The 14,400-nt window shown below is 60.6% G+C and carries 13 protein-coding genes; 7 read left to right on the top strand and 6 right to left on the bottom strand.

What is annotated here, in order from left to right:
- The first annotated feature begins 67 nt into the window (after positions 1 to 67).
- The 3 genes from ACLK1G_RS18055 (at position 68) to ACLK1G_RS18045 (ending at position 4,053) form a co-directional block, all read left to right on the top strand.
- Positions 68 to 1,189, top strand: coding sequence for a beta-ketoacyl-ACP synthase III (locus tag ACLK1G_RS18055; protein WP_420766666.1), 1,122 nt, complete (start codon positions 68 to 70; stop codon positions 1,187 to 1,189).
- 288 nt (positions 1,190 to 1,477) lie between these two features.
- A complete protein-coding gene (locus tag ACLK1G_RS18050; protein WP_420766665.1) occupies positions 1,478 to 2,788 on the top strand; it encodes an OprO/OprP family phosphate-selective porin in 1,311 nt (436 codons plus the stop codon).
- Positions 2,789 to 2,928: 140 nt separating this feature from the next.
- On the top strand, positions 2,929 to 4,053 hold the full coding sequence (locus tag ACLK1G_RS18045; RefSeq protein ID WP_420766664.1) for a GNAT family N-acetyltransferase: 1,125 nt from the start codon (positions 2,929 to 2,931) through the stop codon (positions 4,051 to 4,053).
- 163 nt (positions 4,054 to 4,216) lie between these two features.
- Here ACLK1G_RS18045 and ACLK1G_RS18040 read toward each other — a convergent pair whose 3' ends face one another.
- The 4 genes from ACLK1G_RS18040 to ACLK1G_RS18025 all read right to left on the bottom strand — a co-directional run bounded on the left by ACLK1G_RS18040 (position 4,217) and on the right by ACLK1G_RS18025 (position 8,443).
- Positions 4,217 to 6,049 (bottom strand): ABC transporter ATP-binding protein, encoded by a 1,833-nt coding sequence (locus ACLK1G_RS18040; RefSeq protein ID WP_420766663.1) that lies wholly within the window; start codon positions 6,047 to 6,049, stop codon positions 4,217 to 4,219.
- A gap of 84 nt (positions 6,050 to 6,133) precedes the next feature.
- Positions 6,134 to 6,697: a peptidylprolyl isomerase gene (locus ACLK1G_RS18035; protein WP_420766662.1), complete on the bottom strand. Its 564-nt coding sequence runs from the start codon at positions 6,695 to 6,697 to the stop codon at positions 6,134 to 6,136.
- 4 nt (positions 6,698 to 6,701) lie between these two features.
- A complete protein-coding gene (locus tag ACLK1G_RS18030) occupies positions 6,702 to 7,505 on the bottom strand; it encodes an alpha/beta fold hydrolase (RefSeq protein WP_420766661.1) in 804 nt (267 codons plus the stop codon).
- A 14-nt stretch (positions 7,506 to 7,519) separates the two neighbouring features.
- Positions 7,520 to 8,443: a PA3225 family LysR-type transcriptional regulator gene (locus ACLK1G_RS18025; protein WP_256233402.1), complete on the bottom strand. Its 924-nt coding sequence runs from the start codon at positions 8,441 to 8,443 to the stop codon at positions 7,520 to 7,522.
- A 50-nt stretch (positions 8,444 to 8,493) separates the two neighbouring features.
- On the opposite strand from ACLK1G_RS18025, the gene ACLK1G_RS18020 reads away from it, so the two are divergent.
- The 3 genes from ACLK1G_RS18020 to ACLK1G_RS18010 all read left to right on the top strand — a co-directional run bounded on the left by ACLK1G_RS18020 (position 8,494) and on the right by ACLK1G_RS18010 (position 10,766).
- Positions 8,494 to 8,808, top strand: coding sequence for a 3-phosphoglycerate kinase (locus ACLK1G_RS18020; protein WP_420766660.1), 315 nt, complete (start codon positions 8,494 to 8,496; stop codon positions 8,806 to 8,808).
- 150 nt (positions 8,809 to 8,958) lie between these two features.
- Entirely contained in the window at positions 8,959 to 9,558 is a 600-nt protein-coding gene (locus tag ACLK1G_RS18015; RefSeq protein ID WP_420766659.1) for an FMN-dependent NADH-azoreductase, read from the top strand.
- A gap of 341 nt (positions 9,559 to 9,899) precedes the next feature.
- On the top strand, positions 9,900 to 10,766 hold the full coding sequence (locus ACLK1G_RS18010) for a carboxylate/amino acid/amine transporter (RefSeq protein ID WP_420766658.1): 867 nt from the start codon (positions 9,900 to 9,902) through the stop codon (positions 10,764 to 10,766).
- Positions 10,767 to 10,876: 110 nt separating this feature from the next.
- Here ACLK1G_RS18010 and ACLK1G_RS18005 read toward each other — a convergent pair whose 3' ends face one another.
- Positions 10,877 to 12,175, bottom strand: coding sequence for a mechanosensitive ion channel family protein (locus tag ACLK1G_RS18005; protein ID WP_420766657.1), 1,299 nt, complete (start codon positions 12,173 to 12,175; stop codon positions 10,877 to 10,879).
- Between the two features lie 192 nt (positions 12,176 to 12,367).
- Between ACLK1G_RS18005 and ACLK1G_RS18000 the strand changes: the two genes are divergently transcribed.
- Positions 12,368 to 13,714, top strand: coding sequence for a DEAD/DEAH box helicase (locus ACLK1G_RS18000; protein WP_420766656.1), 1,347 nt, complete (start codon positions 12,368 to 12,370; stop codon positions 13,712 to 13,714).
- Between the two features lie 223 nt (positions 13,715 to 13,937).
- Here the strand turns inward: ACLK1G_RS18000 and ACLK1G_RS17995 are convergent, their stop codons facing one another.
- Positions 13,938 to 14,213, bottom strand: a complete 276-nt coding sequence (locus tag ACLK1G_RS17995; protein ID WP_420766655.1) for a hypothetical protein — start codon at positions 14,211 to 14,213, stop codon at positions 13,938 to 13,940.
- Positions 14,214 to 14,400 lie beyond the last annotated feature (187 nt).

The raw sequence follows: 14,400 nt of genomic DNA, 5'->3' as shown, positions 1-14,400 counted from the left end.
AAAGTCCCTTTGCGTGTTGGTACGTCGGTGCCAATACTTTCTGCCTGAACAGAATAGAGACACGACCATGCATAACGTCGTCATCAGCGGCACCGGCCTGTACACCCCGGCCAACAGCATCTCCAACGAAGAGCTGGTGCAATCCTTCAATACTTACGTCGCGCAGTTCAACGCCGATAACGCCGAGGCCATCGAGCGCGGCGAAGTGCAAGCATTGACCGAATCCAACGCCGCGTTCATCGAAAAGGCTTCCGGCATCAAGAGCCGCTTTGTCATGGACAAGGACGGCATCCTCGACCCACAACGCATGACGCCGCGCCTGCCCGAGCGCTCCAATGACGAGTGGTCGGTGCTCTGCGAAATGGCCGTCGGCGCGGCGAAGCAGGCCCTGGAACGCGCCGGTCGCACCGCCGCCGACATCGACGGCGTGATCGTGGCTTGTTCGAACTTGCAGCGTCCTTACCCGGCCATCGCCATCGAAGTACAGGAAGCCCTGGGCATCGAAGGTTTCGGTTTCGACATGAACGTGGCCTGTTCTTCGGCGACGTTCGGCATCCAGGCCGCCGCCAACAGCGTGCAACTGGGCCAGGCCCGGGCGATCCTCATGGTCAACCCGGAAGTCTGCACAGGCCACCTGAATTTCCGTGACCGCGACAGCCACTTCATCTTCGGCGACGCGGCCACCGCCGTGATCATCGAGCGCGCGGACCAGGCCACGTCGCCGTATCAGTTCGATGTGGTCAGCACCAAGCTGCTCACCAAGTTTTCCAACAACATCCGCAACAACTTCGGCTTCCTCAACCGCGCGGCGGAGGAGGGCATCGGCACCCGGGACAAACTGTTCGTTCAGGAAGGACGCAAGGTGTTCCGTGACGTCTGCCCGATGGTCGCTGAACTGATCGGCGCCCACCTGGAGGAAAACCAGCTGAACGTCGGCGAAGTGAAGCGATTCTGGCTGCATCAGGCCAACTTGAGCATGAACCAGCTGATCGTGCGCAAGTTGCTGGGACGCGAAGCCAGCGAAGAGGAAGCCCCGGTGATCCTCGACCGCTACGCCAACACCAGCTCGGCCGGCTCGGTGATTTCGTTCCACCTCTACCAGGACGACTTGCCCAGCGGCTCCGTCGCGGTGCTCAGCTCGTTTGGCGCCGGCTATTCGATCGGCAGCGTGATCCTGCGCAAGCGTTGATCTCTCGTTCAATGTAAAAAACTCCTGTGGGAGCGAGCCTGCTCGCGAAGGCGGAAGATCTGTCAACTTGAATCTGACTGATCCACCGCCTTCGCGAGCAGGCTCGCTCCCACATTTTTGTGGCATTTCTGTTATTCCCTTTCGAAGTAAAAAGTTCCGCTGTCATAAAATCTTTATGTGATAGCAACTTGCCTGACACACCCCATCGCCAAGATCCCCTCCCAACACCAGCGGGCCCAGTTCCGCGTGTTTTCTAACGCATAGACTACCAACTAGGGGAATTCTTCGATGATCCGTAAGCACTTCGCAGGTTTTGCCGCCAGCGCTCTGGCAATGGCAGTAACCGCCCAGGCTTTCGCCGGCACCGTGACCACTGACGGCGCCGATATCGTGGTCAAGACCAAGGGCGGCCTGGAGGTCGCTACCACTGACAAAGAGTTCAGCTTCAAGCTCGGCGGTCGTTTGCAGGCTGACTACAGCCAGTTCGATGGCATCTACACCGACAACGGTGACAAAGCCGATGCCGCTTACATCCGCCGTGGCTTCCTGGAGTTGTCCGGTGTGCTGTACACGGACTGGGCCTACACCATCAACTACGATTTCTCCCACAACAGCGGCGATTCCGATAACGGCTACTTCGACGAAGCTTCCTTGGCCTACAACGGCTTCAAGCCGGTTTCGATCAAGGTCGGCCGTTTCGACCCGGATTTCGGCCTGGAAAAAGCCACCAGCTCCAAATGGGTCACCGCACCTGAGCGTAACGCCGCCTACGACCTGATCGACTGGGCCAACGGCCACCAGAACGGCCTGGGCATCCAGGCTTCCAGCACCTTCGCCGATTCGTTCTACGTCTCGGCCGGTGTGTTCAGCAAAGACACCGACGACACCGACGGCAACAGCATCAAGCAAGCCAACGGTCGTTTCGTATTTGCCCCGATGCACGAAGCTGGCAACGTGCTGCACTTCGGTTTGAACGTGGCCTCGCGTGACGTTTCGGACACCGCATTCGACGCTCGTTATCGCTCCCGTCTGGGCATGCGTGGCGTTGAAACCCTGGGCGGCAATGACGCCGGCCCTAACGGCAACCGTCCGGTCCTGGGCGGCGCCAACAACTCGCCGGCCGGTTCCTACGACACCGACACCGCCTTCGGCCTGGAAGCCGCTTTCGCCATGGGCCCAGCGTCTATCCAGGGTGAATACATCTCCCGCAAGACCAAGGCTGACAGCGACGCGTTCGAAGACCTCAAAGGTCACGGCTTCTACGTCCAGGGTGCCTACACCCTCACCGGTGAATCCCGTGGCTATAAACTCGGCAAATTCGACGCCATCAAGCCTCAGAACAAATCCATCGGCGCTTGGGAAGTGTTCTACCGCTTCGACAGCATGACCGTCGAAGACGACAACATCACCACCGCCTCGGCGACCCGCGAAGTGGGCGATGCCGAAGCCAAGGTCCACAACCTGGGTGTGAACTGGTACGCCAACGAAGCGGTGAAAATCACCGGTGCCTACGTCAAGGCCAAGACCGATAAAGTCACCAACGCCAACGGCGATGATGATGGCGACGGTTTCGTAGTCCGTGCCCAGTATGTGTTCTAAGCCATTTTGACCTGATACACCGCTGCACTTTCATCCGTTACAGCTCCTTTGAACCCCGCCTCCGGCGGGGTTTTTTTATCCCCTTGCGATTCGGATCGGCGATACTCGCCCAATCCGTCGTCTGGATATCGGGGAACCGCATGCCGCTTCACGTCTTGGACAGCCTGTCCGCCATCGCGCCACATGAGTGGGACGCGCTGGTGCCCGTCAACCAACCCTTCTTGCGCCACGCTTTTCTCACCGCCCTGGAAGACAGCGCCAGCCTGGGTTCGCATTCCGGGTGGCAGCCCGAGCATCTGCTGCACCTTGAAGAGGGGCGGCTGCTGGCGGCCTTGCCCAGCTATCGCAAGTGGCATTCCTACGGTGAGTACGTGTTCGATCATGGCTGGGCCGACGCTTGTGCCCGGGCCGGCATCGACTATTACCCCAAGCTACTGACGGCGGTGCCATTCAGTCCGGTGAGCGGCCCGCGACTGCTGACGGCGCGTGTTGAGGATGGCTTGGAACTGCTGGGCAGCCTGCCGGGCTATCTGGAGATCGAAGGGCTATCCAGCGCCCACATCAACTTCACCGACGCCTTCACCGACGAGGCATTGGCCAGGCAGGAGGGCTGGTTGCAGCGAATCGGTTGCCAGTACCACTGGCAGAATCGCGGCTATCGGGATTTCCAGGATTTCCTTGACGCGCTCAGTTCCCGCAAGCGCAAGCAGATGCGCAAGGAGCGCGAGCAGGTGGCGGGGCAGGGCATTGATTTCGAATGGCTGGAAGGCCATCAATTGGACGAGGCGCAGTGGGATTTTGTCTATGCCTGTTACGCCAATACCTACGCGGTGCGTCGGCAGGCGCCTTATCTGACCCGTGCTTTTTTCAGCCTGCTGGCCGAGCGCATGCCCGAGGCCATTCGCGTGGTACTGGCCAAGCAAGGTTCACGGCCGGTGGCGATGGCGTTCAGCCTGTTGGCGGGCGACAGTTTTTATGGGCGTTATTGGGGCTGCCTGGCAGAGTTCGATCGGCTGCATTTCGAGACGTGTTTCTATCAAGGCATGGACTACGCGATTGCAAACGGCGTGCATCGTTTTGACGCCGGGGCCCAGGGTGAGCACAAGTTGATTCGCGGCTTCGAACCGGTGATCACCCGTTCATGGCACTACCTTCGCCATCCGGGCTTGAAAGCGGCGGTGGCGGATTTTCTTGCGCGCGAGCAGGAGGGCGTGATGGCGTATGCCGAAGAAGCGAAAACGGCACTGCCTTATCGGCAGTGCTGAAGTTCTCTGAGCCCCCGTGGCGAGGGAGCTCGCTCCCGCTGGACTGCGCAGCAGGCCCCTGCGGTGTATCTGACACATCGCAGTGCCAGATACAGTTTGGGGCTGCTACGCAACCCAGCGGGAGCAAGCTCCCTCGCCACGGGGTTTTGTGCATAACCAGGGTTCAGTCGATCCCCACAAACCCACCCGTCTGATGCTGCCACAGCCGCGCGTACAACCCACCCTGGGCCAGCAACTCGGCATGGCTGCCAGTCTCGGCGATGCGACCCTTCTCCAGCACCACCAGCCGGTCCATCCGGGCGATGGTGGAGAGGCGGTGGGCGATGGCGATCACGGTTTTGCCTTGCATCAGCGTCTCGAGGCTTTCCTGGATGGCCGCCTCGACTTCCGAGTCCAGCGCGGAGGTCGCTTCGTCCATGATCAGGATTGGCGCGTCCTTGAGCAGCACCCGGGCAATAGCGATGCGCTGACGCTGGCCGCCAGAGAGCTTCACGCCGCGCTCGCCCACGTGGGCATCGAAACCGGTGCGGCCCTCAGCGTCCGAGAGCAACGGGATGAATTCATCGGCCCGGGCCTTGTGTACCGCTTCCCAGAGTTGCGCGTCGGTGGCGTCGGGCTTGCCGTAAAGCAGGTTGTCGCGAATCGAACGGTGCAGCAGCGACGTGTCCTGGGTGATCATGCCGATGCGTGCGCGCAGGCTTTCCTGGCCGACCTGGGCGATGTCCTGGCCGTCGATGAGAATGCGCCCGCCCTGCACGTCATAAAGGCGCAGCAGCAGGTTGACCAAGGTCGATTTGCCGGCGCCGGACGGGCCGATCAGGCCGATTTTCTCGCCCGGCTTGATCACCAGGTTGAGGTCGCTGATCACGCCGCTTCTCTTGCCGTAGTGAAAATCCACCTGCTCGAAACGCACTTCGCCCTGGGCCACCGCCAACGGCTTGGCCTGATCTCGGTCGGTGACGCTGACGGGCTGGGAGATGGTCTGCAAGCCGTCCTGGACCATGCCGATATTCTCAAAAATGCCGGTGACCACCCACATGATCCAGCCGGACATGTTGACGATGCGGATCACCAGTCCGGTGGCCAGTGCAATCGCGCCGACGCTGATCAGCGACTGGGTCCACAACCACAGCGCCAGGGCTGTGGTGCCGACGATCAGCAGCCCGTTCATGCTGGTGATCACCACATCCATGCTGGTCACGACGCGACCGGCGAGCTGGGCTTTTTGAGTCTGCTCTTCGATGGCTTCGCGAGCGTATTGCTGTTCGAAGTTGGTGTGGGCGAACAACTTCAGGGTGGTGATGTTGGTGTAGCCATCGACGATCCGCCCCATGAGCTTTGAACGGGCATCGGAGGACACCACCGAGCGTTCCTTGACCCGGGGGACGAAGTAATAGAGCGCGCCGATGTAGGCGGCGATCCACATCAACAGCGGGATCATCAGGCGCCAATCGGCTTCGGCGAACAGCACCAGCGAGCTGACGGCGTAGATCAGCACGTGCCACAACGCATCCACGGCCTGCACCGCCGAGTCCCGCAGCGAGTTGCCGGTCTGCATGATGCGTTGGGCGATACGCCCGGCAAAATCGTTCTGGAAGAAGTTGAGGCTCTGCTTGAGCACATAGCTGTGGTTTTGCCAGCGGATCAGGCTGGTCATGCTGGGGCTCAGGGTCTGGTGAACCAGCAAGTCATGCAGGGCGACAAAAATCGGCCGAAGAACCAGTGCGACCACCGCCATCCAGGCCAGTTCGAGGCCGTGGAGCTTGAAGAACTCTGCGTTGGGCGTGGCCTGGGTCAGGTCGATGATGCGGCTCAGGTAGCTGAACAGCGCCACTTCGATCAGCGCGCCGATCAGGCCGACCACCAGCAGCACGGCGAAGCTGGGCCAGACCTGTTTCAGGTAATACGTGTAAAAGGGCAGGACGCGGTTCGGCGGGGCCGAAGTCGGCGCGTCGCGGAAGATGTCGATCAGTTTTTCGAAACGGCGATAAACCATGGGGTACCTAGCCCGGGCAGGGCTCTCCTTTCTTGCTGTGGGCGGCGCGGGATCGCCGACGCCGCCCAGGCTTGCCCTGCGGGTTTAGTCGATGCGCTTGGCCGACTTGATGATCACAGGGTCGATCGGCACGTTTTGCATGCCTTGTTTGGTGGTGGTCTGGGAGTTGACGATGATGTCCACCACGTCCATGCCCTTGACCACTTTGGCGAACACCGCGTAGCCGGCGTCGCGCCCCGGATCGAGGAAGGCATTGTCAGCCACGTTGATGAAGAACTGGCTGGTGGCCGAATCCGGGTTGGATGTGCGGGCCATCGACAAGGTGCCGCGTACGTTGTGCAGGCCATTGCTGGCTTCGTTCTTGATCGGCGCCTTGGTGTCTTTCTGTTGCATCTGTTGGGTGAAACCGCCGCCCTGGGCCATGAAGCCCGGGATCACACGGTGGAAAATCGTGTTGTTGTAGAAGCCGCTGTCAACGTACTCAAGAAAATTCTTGGTACTGATAGGGGCCTTGACCGGGTCCAGTTCGATTTCAATCTGACCGTTGGTGGTGTCCAGCAATACGTGAGGGGCCTTGGCCGGTTGCGCGGCCATCAGGTTGGCAGCAAAGAGGACGGAGCCGGCGGCGAGGGCGATTTTTTTCAGCATGGGTTCAGTGATCCTGAGTAGTGGAATCGATTGCGATCAAGAATTCGAGCAGGGTTTGGTTGAAGCGTTCGGGTTGATCCAGCGGCGTAGCGTGCCGTGAATCGGTGATGACTGCCAGTCGTGCGTCAGGCAAACGCTTTGAATAGGCTTCTTTCAGCGCCACCGGGGTGTAGTCGTGGTCGGCGCAAATGATGAGGGTTGGACAGGCAACTTGCGACAGGCGTTCCTGTACGCCCCAGCCGACAATGGCGTCGAAGCTGGCCAGATAAGCACGTTTGTCATTCATTGCCCAGCGCCGGGCCATTTCCAGGCGCAACTCGGTCTGTTCGGGCTTGGGGAACAGCTTGGCACCGAGGGCCTTGCCGATGGTTTCCGGGCTGAGCAGCCGCATCAGGCTCCAGCGCTTGAACCATTGCCAGCAATCGTCGGGCGTGCGGACCTTGACCTCCGGGGCGCTGTTGACGATGCACAGGCTCTTGACCCGCGCGGGTTCGTCCACGGCCAGTTGGAAGCAGATCATGCCGCCCATGGACCAGCCCACCAGATGCACCGCGCCCAGGCCGAGGTAATCGATCAGGGCGCTCAGGTCGTCGCTGAACCCTTCGATGCTGTAGCGCTCACGCGGCTTGTCGGACCGACCGTGTCCGCGCACATCCAACACGATCAGGCGATAGCGGGCGGACAGCACCGGGATCTGCTTTTCCCAATCCCGTGTGCTGGAGCCCAACCCGTGGACCAGCACCAGGAGCGCGCCGTGGCCATATTCCTCATAGTGCAGGTTGCAACCTTCGTGCGCAAAATAGGCCATCGGCGAGTTCCTTGTCAGGCTTGTTCAGGTGCGGCGAACGGCGCATCCAGCGGCGCGGTATCAAAGGTGCGCAGCAGCTCGATGAGGATTTGCGTGGCCGGGCCCAGAGGTTTTTCCTTGTTGGAGAACAGATAGAAAGTCGAGTTGCGGCTGCCTCCTTGCTCCAAGGGTAGACGCTTGAGCAAGCCTTCCTTGAGCTCTCGTTCGATCATGTGCCGCGGCAGCCAGGCGAACCCCAGGCCGCTGCCGACAAACGTCGCGGCGGTGGCCAGGCTGCCTACGGTCCAGCGTTGTTCGGCACCGAGCCAGCCGACGTCCCTGGGCTGCTGGCGACCGGAGTCACGGATGACCACTTGCAGCTGGCTTTCCAGGTCCTGGAAACTCAGTTCGCGGTTGAGGCGATGCAGGGCATGTTCGGGGTGGGCCACCGCGACGAATTCGACGTCGCTCAACTCCGCGCCCAGGTAACCCGGGATGCTGAAGCCGCTGATGGCCAGGTCGGCCACGCCTTCGAGCAGCACTTCTTCGACGCCCGACAACACTTCTTCGCGCAGGCGCACCCGGCAGCCCCGGCTTTGTGGCATGAATGCCGTGAGGGCGCGGACGAGGCGGGCGTTGGGGTAGGCCGCATCCACCACCAGACGCACTTCCGCTTCCCAGCCTTGCTCCATGTGGTGGGCCAGGTCTTCCAGTTGGCTGGCCTGCTTCACCAGTTGCCGCGAGCGGCGCAGCAGCACGCCGCCGGCCTCGGTCAGCACCGCCTTGCGCCCATCGATGCGCAGCAGCGGCACGCCGAGCTGGTCTTGCATGCGAGCCACGGTGTAGCTCACCGACGATTGCGAGCGGTGCAGCACTTCGGCGGCCTGGGCGAAACCACCGTGGTCCACCACCGCCTGCAACGTTCGCCATTGATCAAGGGTCACGCGGGGCGCTTTCATATTGAGCTCCTCTTGTCCTAAGCTGGCGGTCCCTTGGTGGAGACTGCCGAATGAAAAAAATCTGTTGTGCGGTGCTGGCCCTGCTGCCGCTGACTGCATTTGCCTACCCGATCGATGTGGAAAAACACCTCAACGGCCTGAGCATCGACTACAACGCCTATGACACCGACGCCGACATCGGCTCGATCCAGGTCAACAACTACGGCAGCACCGATGCAACCTGCAAAGTAGTGTTCCGCAACGGCCCGGAGGCGCCGCGCACCCGCAACATCGAAGTCGCCGCCGGCAAGTTCAAGAACGCCACCGCCAAGTTCAACCGCAACATCATCAAGCTGCGCATCGAGCTGACCTGCAAGCCGAAATAGCCAGCGGCGGGGCAGCATCACAAAGCTTGCTCCGCTTATAAACGAAAATATCGATGGTTCGCAGCAATTATTTGCGCTTTTTCATCGATATGATCACGCTTAACCTTCACTCCATCGACTGACAACATTCTCAGATGGAGCCTACAAGCCATGTCCCGCGTCCTGATCATCGAAAGCAGCGCCCGCCAGCAAGATTCGGTTTCCCGTCAACTGACCCAAACGTTTATCAGCCAGTGGAAAGCCGCGCACCCGGCCGATGAGATCAACGTCCGCGACCTGGCAATCAATCCGGTGCCGCACCTCGATGCCAACCTGCTGGGCGGCTGGATGAAGCCTGCCGAGCAACGCAACGACATCGAGAACGCTTCGCTGGAACGCTCCAACGAACTGACTGACGAACTGCTGGCCGCCGATGTCCTGGTGATGGCGGCGCCGATGTACAACTTCGCCATTCCCAGCACTTTGAAAGCCTGGCTCGACCATGTGCTGCGTGCTGGTGTGACCTTCAAATACACCCCCACCGGTCCTCAAGGTCTGCTGACCGAAAAGCGCGCCTTCGTGCTCACCGCTCGCGGCGGCATCCACGCCGGCGGCGCCACCGATCACCAGGAACCGTACCTGCGCCAGGTCATGGGCTTCATCGGTATCCACGACGTGACCTTCATTCATGCCGAGGGCATGAACCTGGGCGGCGACTTCCAGGAGAAGGGTTTGAACCAGGCCAACGCCAAGCTTTCCCAGGTCGCCTGAGCCGTTAATCTTCGGATAATCGCCGGGTGTTCTAGTGACTCGGCGCTTCCCTTCAAACCGTTTTGCGCATCGAACCTCCCTTCGCACTTTCACAGCTCCTGAGTGCACCCGCCCGATTGAACGCTTAAGCGAGATCGGGCTTTTTTTTGCCTGGGATATTCCATTCGCTGAATGCCCATGTGGGAGCGAGCTTGCTCGCGATAGCGGTGGATCAGCCATGTAGATGTTGGCCGGCCTGCCGCTATCGCGAGCAAGCTCGCTCCCACAGGGTTCAGTGTTCGGAGATTCGCGACAACCACCAAAACCCGCTATCTTCGCCGCCATTCAAAACGAGGGGCGGTATGGGCTATCTACTTTTTGTAACGCTGATCCAGGCGTTTTCCTTCAGCCTGATCGGCGAATACCTGGCGGGGCATGTCGACAGTTATTTCGCGGTGCTGGTGCGGGTCGTGCTGGCGGGGCTGGTGTTCATCCCCCTGACGCGCTGGCGCCAGGTCGAGCCGTCGTTCATGCGCGGCATGCTCTTGATCGGTGCCTTGCAGTTTGGTGTGACCTACGTATGCCTCTACCTGAGTTTCCGGGTGTTGACGGTGCCGGAAGTGCTGCTGTTCACCATCCTTACACCCCTGCACGTGACCTTGATCGAAGACGCCCTCAATCGGCGCTTCAATCCCTGGGCATTGGTTGCGGCACTGGTGGCCGTGGCCGGTGCGGCGGTGATTCGTTATGACAGGATCAACCCGGACTTCTTCATGGGTTTCCTGCTGCTGCAACTGGCCAACTTCACCTACGCGGCCGGGCAGGTGCTTTACAAGCACTTGGTGGCGCGTCACCCAAGCGATCTGCCGCATTACCGGCGTTTCGGTTATTTCTACCTCGGTGCATTGATGGTGGCGTTGCCGGCGTTCCTGCTGTTCGGCAAAGCCGACTTCTGGCCGCAAGCGCCGTTGCAGTGGGGCGTGCTGGTCTTTCTCGGCCTGGTTTCCACCGCGTTGGGCCTCTACTGGTGGAACAAAGGCGCGTGCCTGGTCAACGGCGGCACGCTGGCGGTGATGAATAACCTGCACGTGCCGGTGGGGTTGCTGGTGAACCTGCTGATCTGGAACCAGCACGAGGCGCTGGGGCGGTTGGTGTTGGGTGGTTCGGTGATACTGGCGGCGGTGTGGATCAGTCGGTTGGGGGTACGCCAACCGCTCGTTACACGCTGACCTCTGTGGGAGCGAGCCTGCTCGCGATGGCGTTGTACCAGTCAGCATCTATGTTTCTGACACACTGCTATCGCGAGCAAGCTCGCTCCCACAGGCGAATGGGGTTGGCTTTAGACCGCCTGCTTCTCCGGCTCCGACAAGTGACTCGCCCCCAGCGCCGCCGGCAGCAGTCCCGCCCGCAAATCCGTGCCGCTCGGCTGCTGGTACAAGCCCAGCCCGAACTCCGGCATCACCGCCAGCAGGTAATCGAAAATATCCCCCTGGATGCGCTCGTAGTCGGCCCACACGGTGGTACCCGTGAAGCAGTAGATCTCCAGCGGGATCCCTTGGGCGGTGGTCTGTAGCTGCCGGACCATGCAGGTCATGTTCGGCTGGATCTCGGGGTGGCTTTTCAGATAGGCCAGGGCATAGGCGCGAAAGGTGCCCAGGTTGGTCATGCGCCGACGGTTGGCCGACATCGCCGCGACGTTGCCCTGGGCTTCGTTCCAGGCCTTGAGCTCGGCCTGTTTGCGGCCGATGTAATCAGTCAGCAGGCGAACCTGGGACAGGCGCTGCTCTTCGTCGTCATGCAGGAAGCGCACGCCACTGGCGTCGATGAACAGGCTGCGCTTGATCCGTCGTCCGCCGGATTGCTGCATGCCGCGCCAGTTCTTGAACGACTCGGACATCAACCGCCAGGTGGGGATCGAGACGATGGTCTTGTCGAAATTCTGCACCTTCACCGTGTGCAGCGTGATGTCCACTACATCACCGTCGGCGCCCACTTGTGGCATTTCGATCCAATCGCCAACCCGCAGCATGTCGTTGCTGGTCAGCTGCACGCTGGCGACGAACGACAGCAGGGTGTCCTTGTAGACTAACAGGATCACCGCCGACATCGCACCCAGGCCCGACAGCAGCAACAGCGGCGAACGATCGATCAGCGTGGCGACAATGATGATCGCGCCAAACACGTACAACACCATTTTCGTGAGCTGCACGTAGCCCTTGATCGAGCGGGTGCGCGCGTGTTCGGTGCGGGCGTAGACGTCCAGCAGGGCGCTGAGCAAGGCGCTGATGGCCAGCAACACGAACAGGATGGTGAAGGACAGCGCGACATTGCCCAGGAAAATCATGCTGGTCTTGCTCAGCCCTGGCACCAGGTGCAAGCCGAACTGAATGATCAGCGACGGCGTCGTCTGCGCCAGGCGATGAAAAACTTTGTTCTGGCGCAGGTCGTTGACCCAGTGCAGCGCCGGCTGGCGGCCGATCAGCTTGGCGCCGTGCAGGATCAAATAGCGCGCCACCCGTCCAAGCACCAGCGCGATCGCCAGCAGCAACACCAGCGCAAGGCTCGAATGCAGGATCGGATGTTGATCAAGGGCGCCCCAGAAATCCTGGAGGTTGAGCCAGAGTTTTTTGATATCCATGGGCGAGTCGGTTCTTTTATGAGCGCGAGGGGCGAATTAGAGCATTTTAAGCGGCGGGAAGTGACCGTTGATCGTGAATCCAATCATGACAACACACTGATTTGCGGCCGTTTGCATAAAGAAACTCGGCCTTCGCGCTCGAAACCGTTACCCTATGCAGCTGTTTTTTTGCATTTCTTCGAGGTAGCACCCGTGTTTTCCCAATTCGCCCTGCACGAACGCCTGCTCAAAGCCGTGGCCGAGCTTAAATTTGTCGAGCCAACGCCGGTGCAGGCAGCGGCTATTCCGCTCGCGCTCCAAGGGCGTGACCTGCGGGTGACGGCGCAGACCGGCAGCGGCAAAACGGCCGCGTTCGTGCTGCCGATCCTCAATCGCCTGATCGGCCCGGCCAAGGTCCGTGTCAGCATCAAGACGCTGATCCTGCTGCCAACCCGTGAACTGGCCCAGCAGACCTTGAAGGAAGTGGAGCGCTTCTCGCAGTTCACCTTCATCAAGTCCGGCCTGATCACCGGCGGCGAAGATTTCAAGGTCCAGGCCGCCATGCTGCGCAAGGTTCCGGACATCCTGATCGGCACCCCTGGGCGGATGATCGAGCAGCTGAACGCCGGCAACCTCGACCTCAAGGAAGTCGAAGTGCTGGTGCTCGACGAAGCCGACCGCATGCTCGACATGGGTTTTGCCGAAGACGTGCAACGCCTGGTAGACGAGTGCGTGAACCGCCAGCAGACCATGCTGTTCTCCGCCACCACCGGCGGTTCGGGCCTGCGCGAGATGATCGCCAAGGTGCTGAACAACCCCGAGCACCTGCAGCTCAACGCGGTCAGCCAGCTGAACTCCACCACCCGCCAGCAAATCATCACCGCTGACCACAACCAGCACAAAGAACAGATCGTGAACTGGCTGCTGGCCAACGAGACCTACGAAAAGGCCATCATCTTCACCAACACCCGGGCCATGGCCGACCGCATCTACGGGCGCCTCGTTGCCCAGGAATACAAGGCGTTCGTGCTGCACGGCGAGAAGGACCAGAAGGACCGCAAGCTGGCCATCGACCGTCTGAAGCAGGGCGGCGTGAAAATCCTCGTCGCCACCGACGTCGCCGCCCGTGGCCTGGACGTGGAAGGCCTGGACATGGTCATCAACTTCGACATGCCCCGCAGTGGTGATGAATACGTTCACCGCATCGGCCGTACCGGTCGTGCTGGCAACGATGGCTTGGCGATCTCGCTGATTTGCCACGGCGACTGGAACCTGATGTCGAGTATCGAGCGCTACCTCAAGCAGAGCTTCGAGCGTCGCACCATCAAGGAAGTCAAAGGCACCTACAGCGGACCGAAGAAGGTCAAGGCATCGGGCAAGGCCGTTGGCGTGAAGAAGAAAAAGGTCGACGCCAAGGGCGACAAGAAAAAGGCCGGCGCCAAGGCCCCGACCAAACGCAAGACCGCCAACCGCCCGAAGACCGACGCCCCGTCACTGGTCAGCAAGGACGGCATGGCCCCGCTCAAGCGCCGCAAGCCAGAGGCGCCGGCGGCTGAGTGAGTTGGCGTTAGCGCTTCATGAAAAAACCGGACCTTGGGTCCGGTTTTTTTATGCACAGACGAATCTGACACGACACCCGTGGCGAGGGGATTTATCCCCGCTGGGGCGCGAAGCGGCCCTAAATCTGGTAACTCGGTATGTCAGATTAATCGGGAGGGCCGCTTCGCAGCCCAGCGGGGATAAATCCCCTCGCCACAAAAGCTGGTCATGCCTGACCCAGCGATCATTCCGCCTTCTTCTGCGCCTCTTCCAACTCCTTCAAGCGCTTGTCGATCAACTGGCACTTGTCCGGCAGATCCTTGCTGGACGTTCCCAAATCCATGGCCTGCAGTTCGTCATTCATTTCCTTGGCCTTGGACGGGTCCTGCTCGGTGAGCTTGGCCACTTTATCCGCCAGTTGCTCGCGCTTGAGGGTGGCTTCTTCAGGCGTGCACGTAGCCCAGGCGGGCAGGGCGCAGGCGAGGGTGGCGGCGAGGGTGAGTTTGAGGAAGGTTTTCATGGCTCGGGCCTCGTATTCCTTTGATGGGCGGATATTCGGTTGAGGCTGGGCTGCGTTGGAAAGTTCATTTGATCGCCATGGCGGCGTTCTAGGGCGTGGCGGAACTCGCTTTTTCGGCACCAGCTTGATTACAGATGAACGGACGCCTCAATCAACTCAAAGCACGCACGGTTGGTTGACGCCAAAA

It is taken from the genome of Pseudomonas algeriensis, assembly GCF_048847255.1.
GTDB lineage: Bacteria > Pseudomonadota > Gammaproteobacteria > Pseudomonadales > Pseudomonadaceae > Aquipseudomonas.
Note: the sequence above shows the minus strand (reverse complement) of the source record. Positions and strands in the feature narration are given on the sequence as shown.

What these genes read in the sequence shown, in the direction of transcription:
- ACLK1G_RS18055 (WP_420766666.1), top strand. Translation starts at nt 68, where the DNA reads ATGCATAACGTCGTCATCAGCGGCACCGGCCTGTACACCCCGGCCAAC.
- ACLK1G_RS18050 (WP_420766665.1), top strand. Translation starts at nt 1,478, where the DNA reads ATGATCCGTAAGCACTTCGCAGGTTTTGCCGCCAGCGCTCTGGCAATG.
- ACLK1G_RS18045 (WP_420766664.1), top strand. Translation starts at nt 2,929, where the DNA reads ATGCCGCTTCACGTCTTGGACAGCCTGTCCGCCATCGCGCCACATGAG.
- ACLK1G_RS18040 (WP_420766663.1), bottom strand. Translation starts at nt 6,049, where the DNA reads ATGGTTTATCGCCGTTTCGAAAAACTGATCGACATCTTCCGCGACGCG.
- ACLK1G_RS18035 (WP_420766662.1), bottom strand. Translation starts at nt 6,697, where the DNA reads ATGCTGAAAAAAATCGCCCTCGCCGCCGGCTCCGTCCTCTTTGCTGCC.
- ACLK1G_RS18030 (WP_420766661.1), bottom strand. Translation starts at nt 7,505, where the DNA reads ATGGCCTATTTTGCGCACGAAGGTTGCAACCTGCACTATGAGGAATAT.
- ACLK1G_RS18025 (WP_256233402.1), bottom strand. Translation starts at nt 8,443, where the DNA reads ATGAAAGCGCCCCGCGTGACCCTTGATCAATGGCGAACGTTGCAGGCG.
- ACLK1G_RS18020 (WP_420766660.1), top strand. Translation starts at nt 8,494, where the DNA reads ATGAAAAAAATCTGTTGTGCGGTGCTGGCCCTGCTGCCGCTGACTGCA.
- ACLK1G_RS18015 (WP_420766659.1), top strand. Translation starts at nt 8,959, where the DNA reads ATGTCCCGCGTCCTGATCATCGAAAGCAGCGCCCGCCAGCAAGATTCG.
- ACLK1G_RS18010 (WP_420766658.1), top strand. Translation starts at nt 9,900, where the DNA reads ATGGGCTATCTACTTTTTGTAACGCTGATCCAGGCGTTTTCCTTCAGC.
- ACLK1G_RS18005 (WP_420766657.1), bottom strand. Translation starts at nt 12,175, where the DNA reads ATGGATATCAAAAAACTCTGGCTCAACCTCCAGGATTTCTGGGGCGCC.
- ACLK1G_RS17995 (WP_420766655.1), bottom strand. Translation starts at nt 14,213, where the DNA reads ATGAAAACCTTCCTCAAACTCACCCTCGCCGCCACCCTCGCCTGCGCC.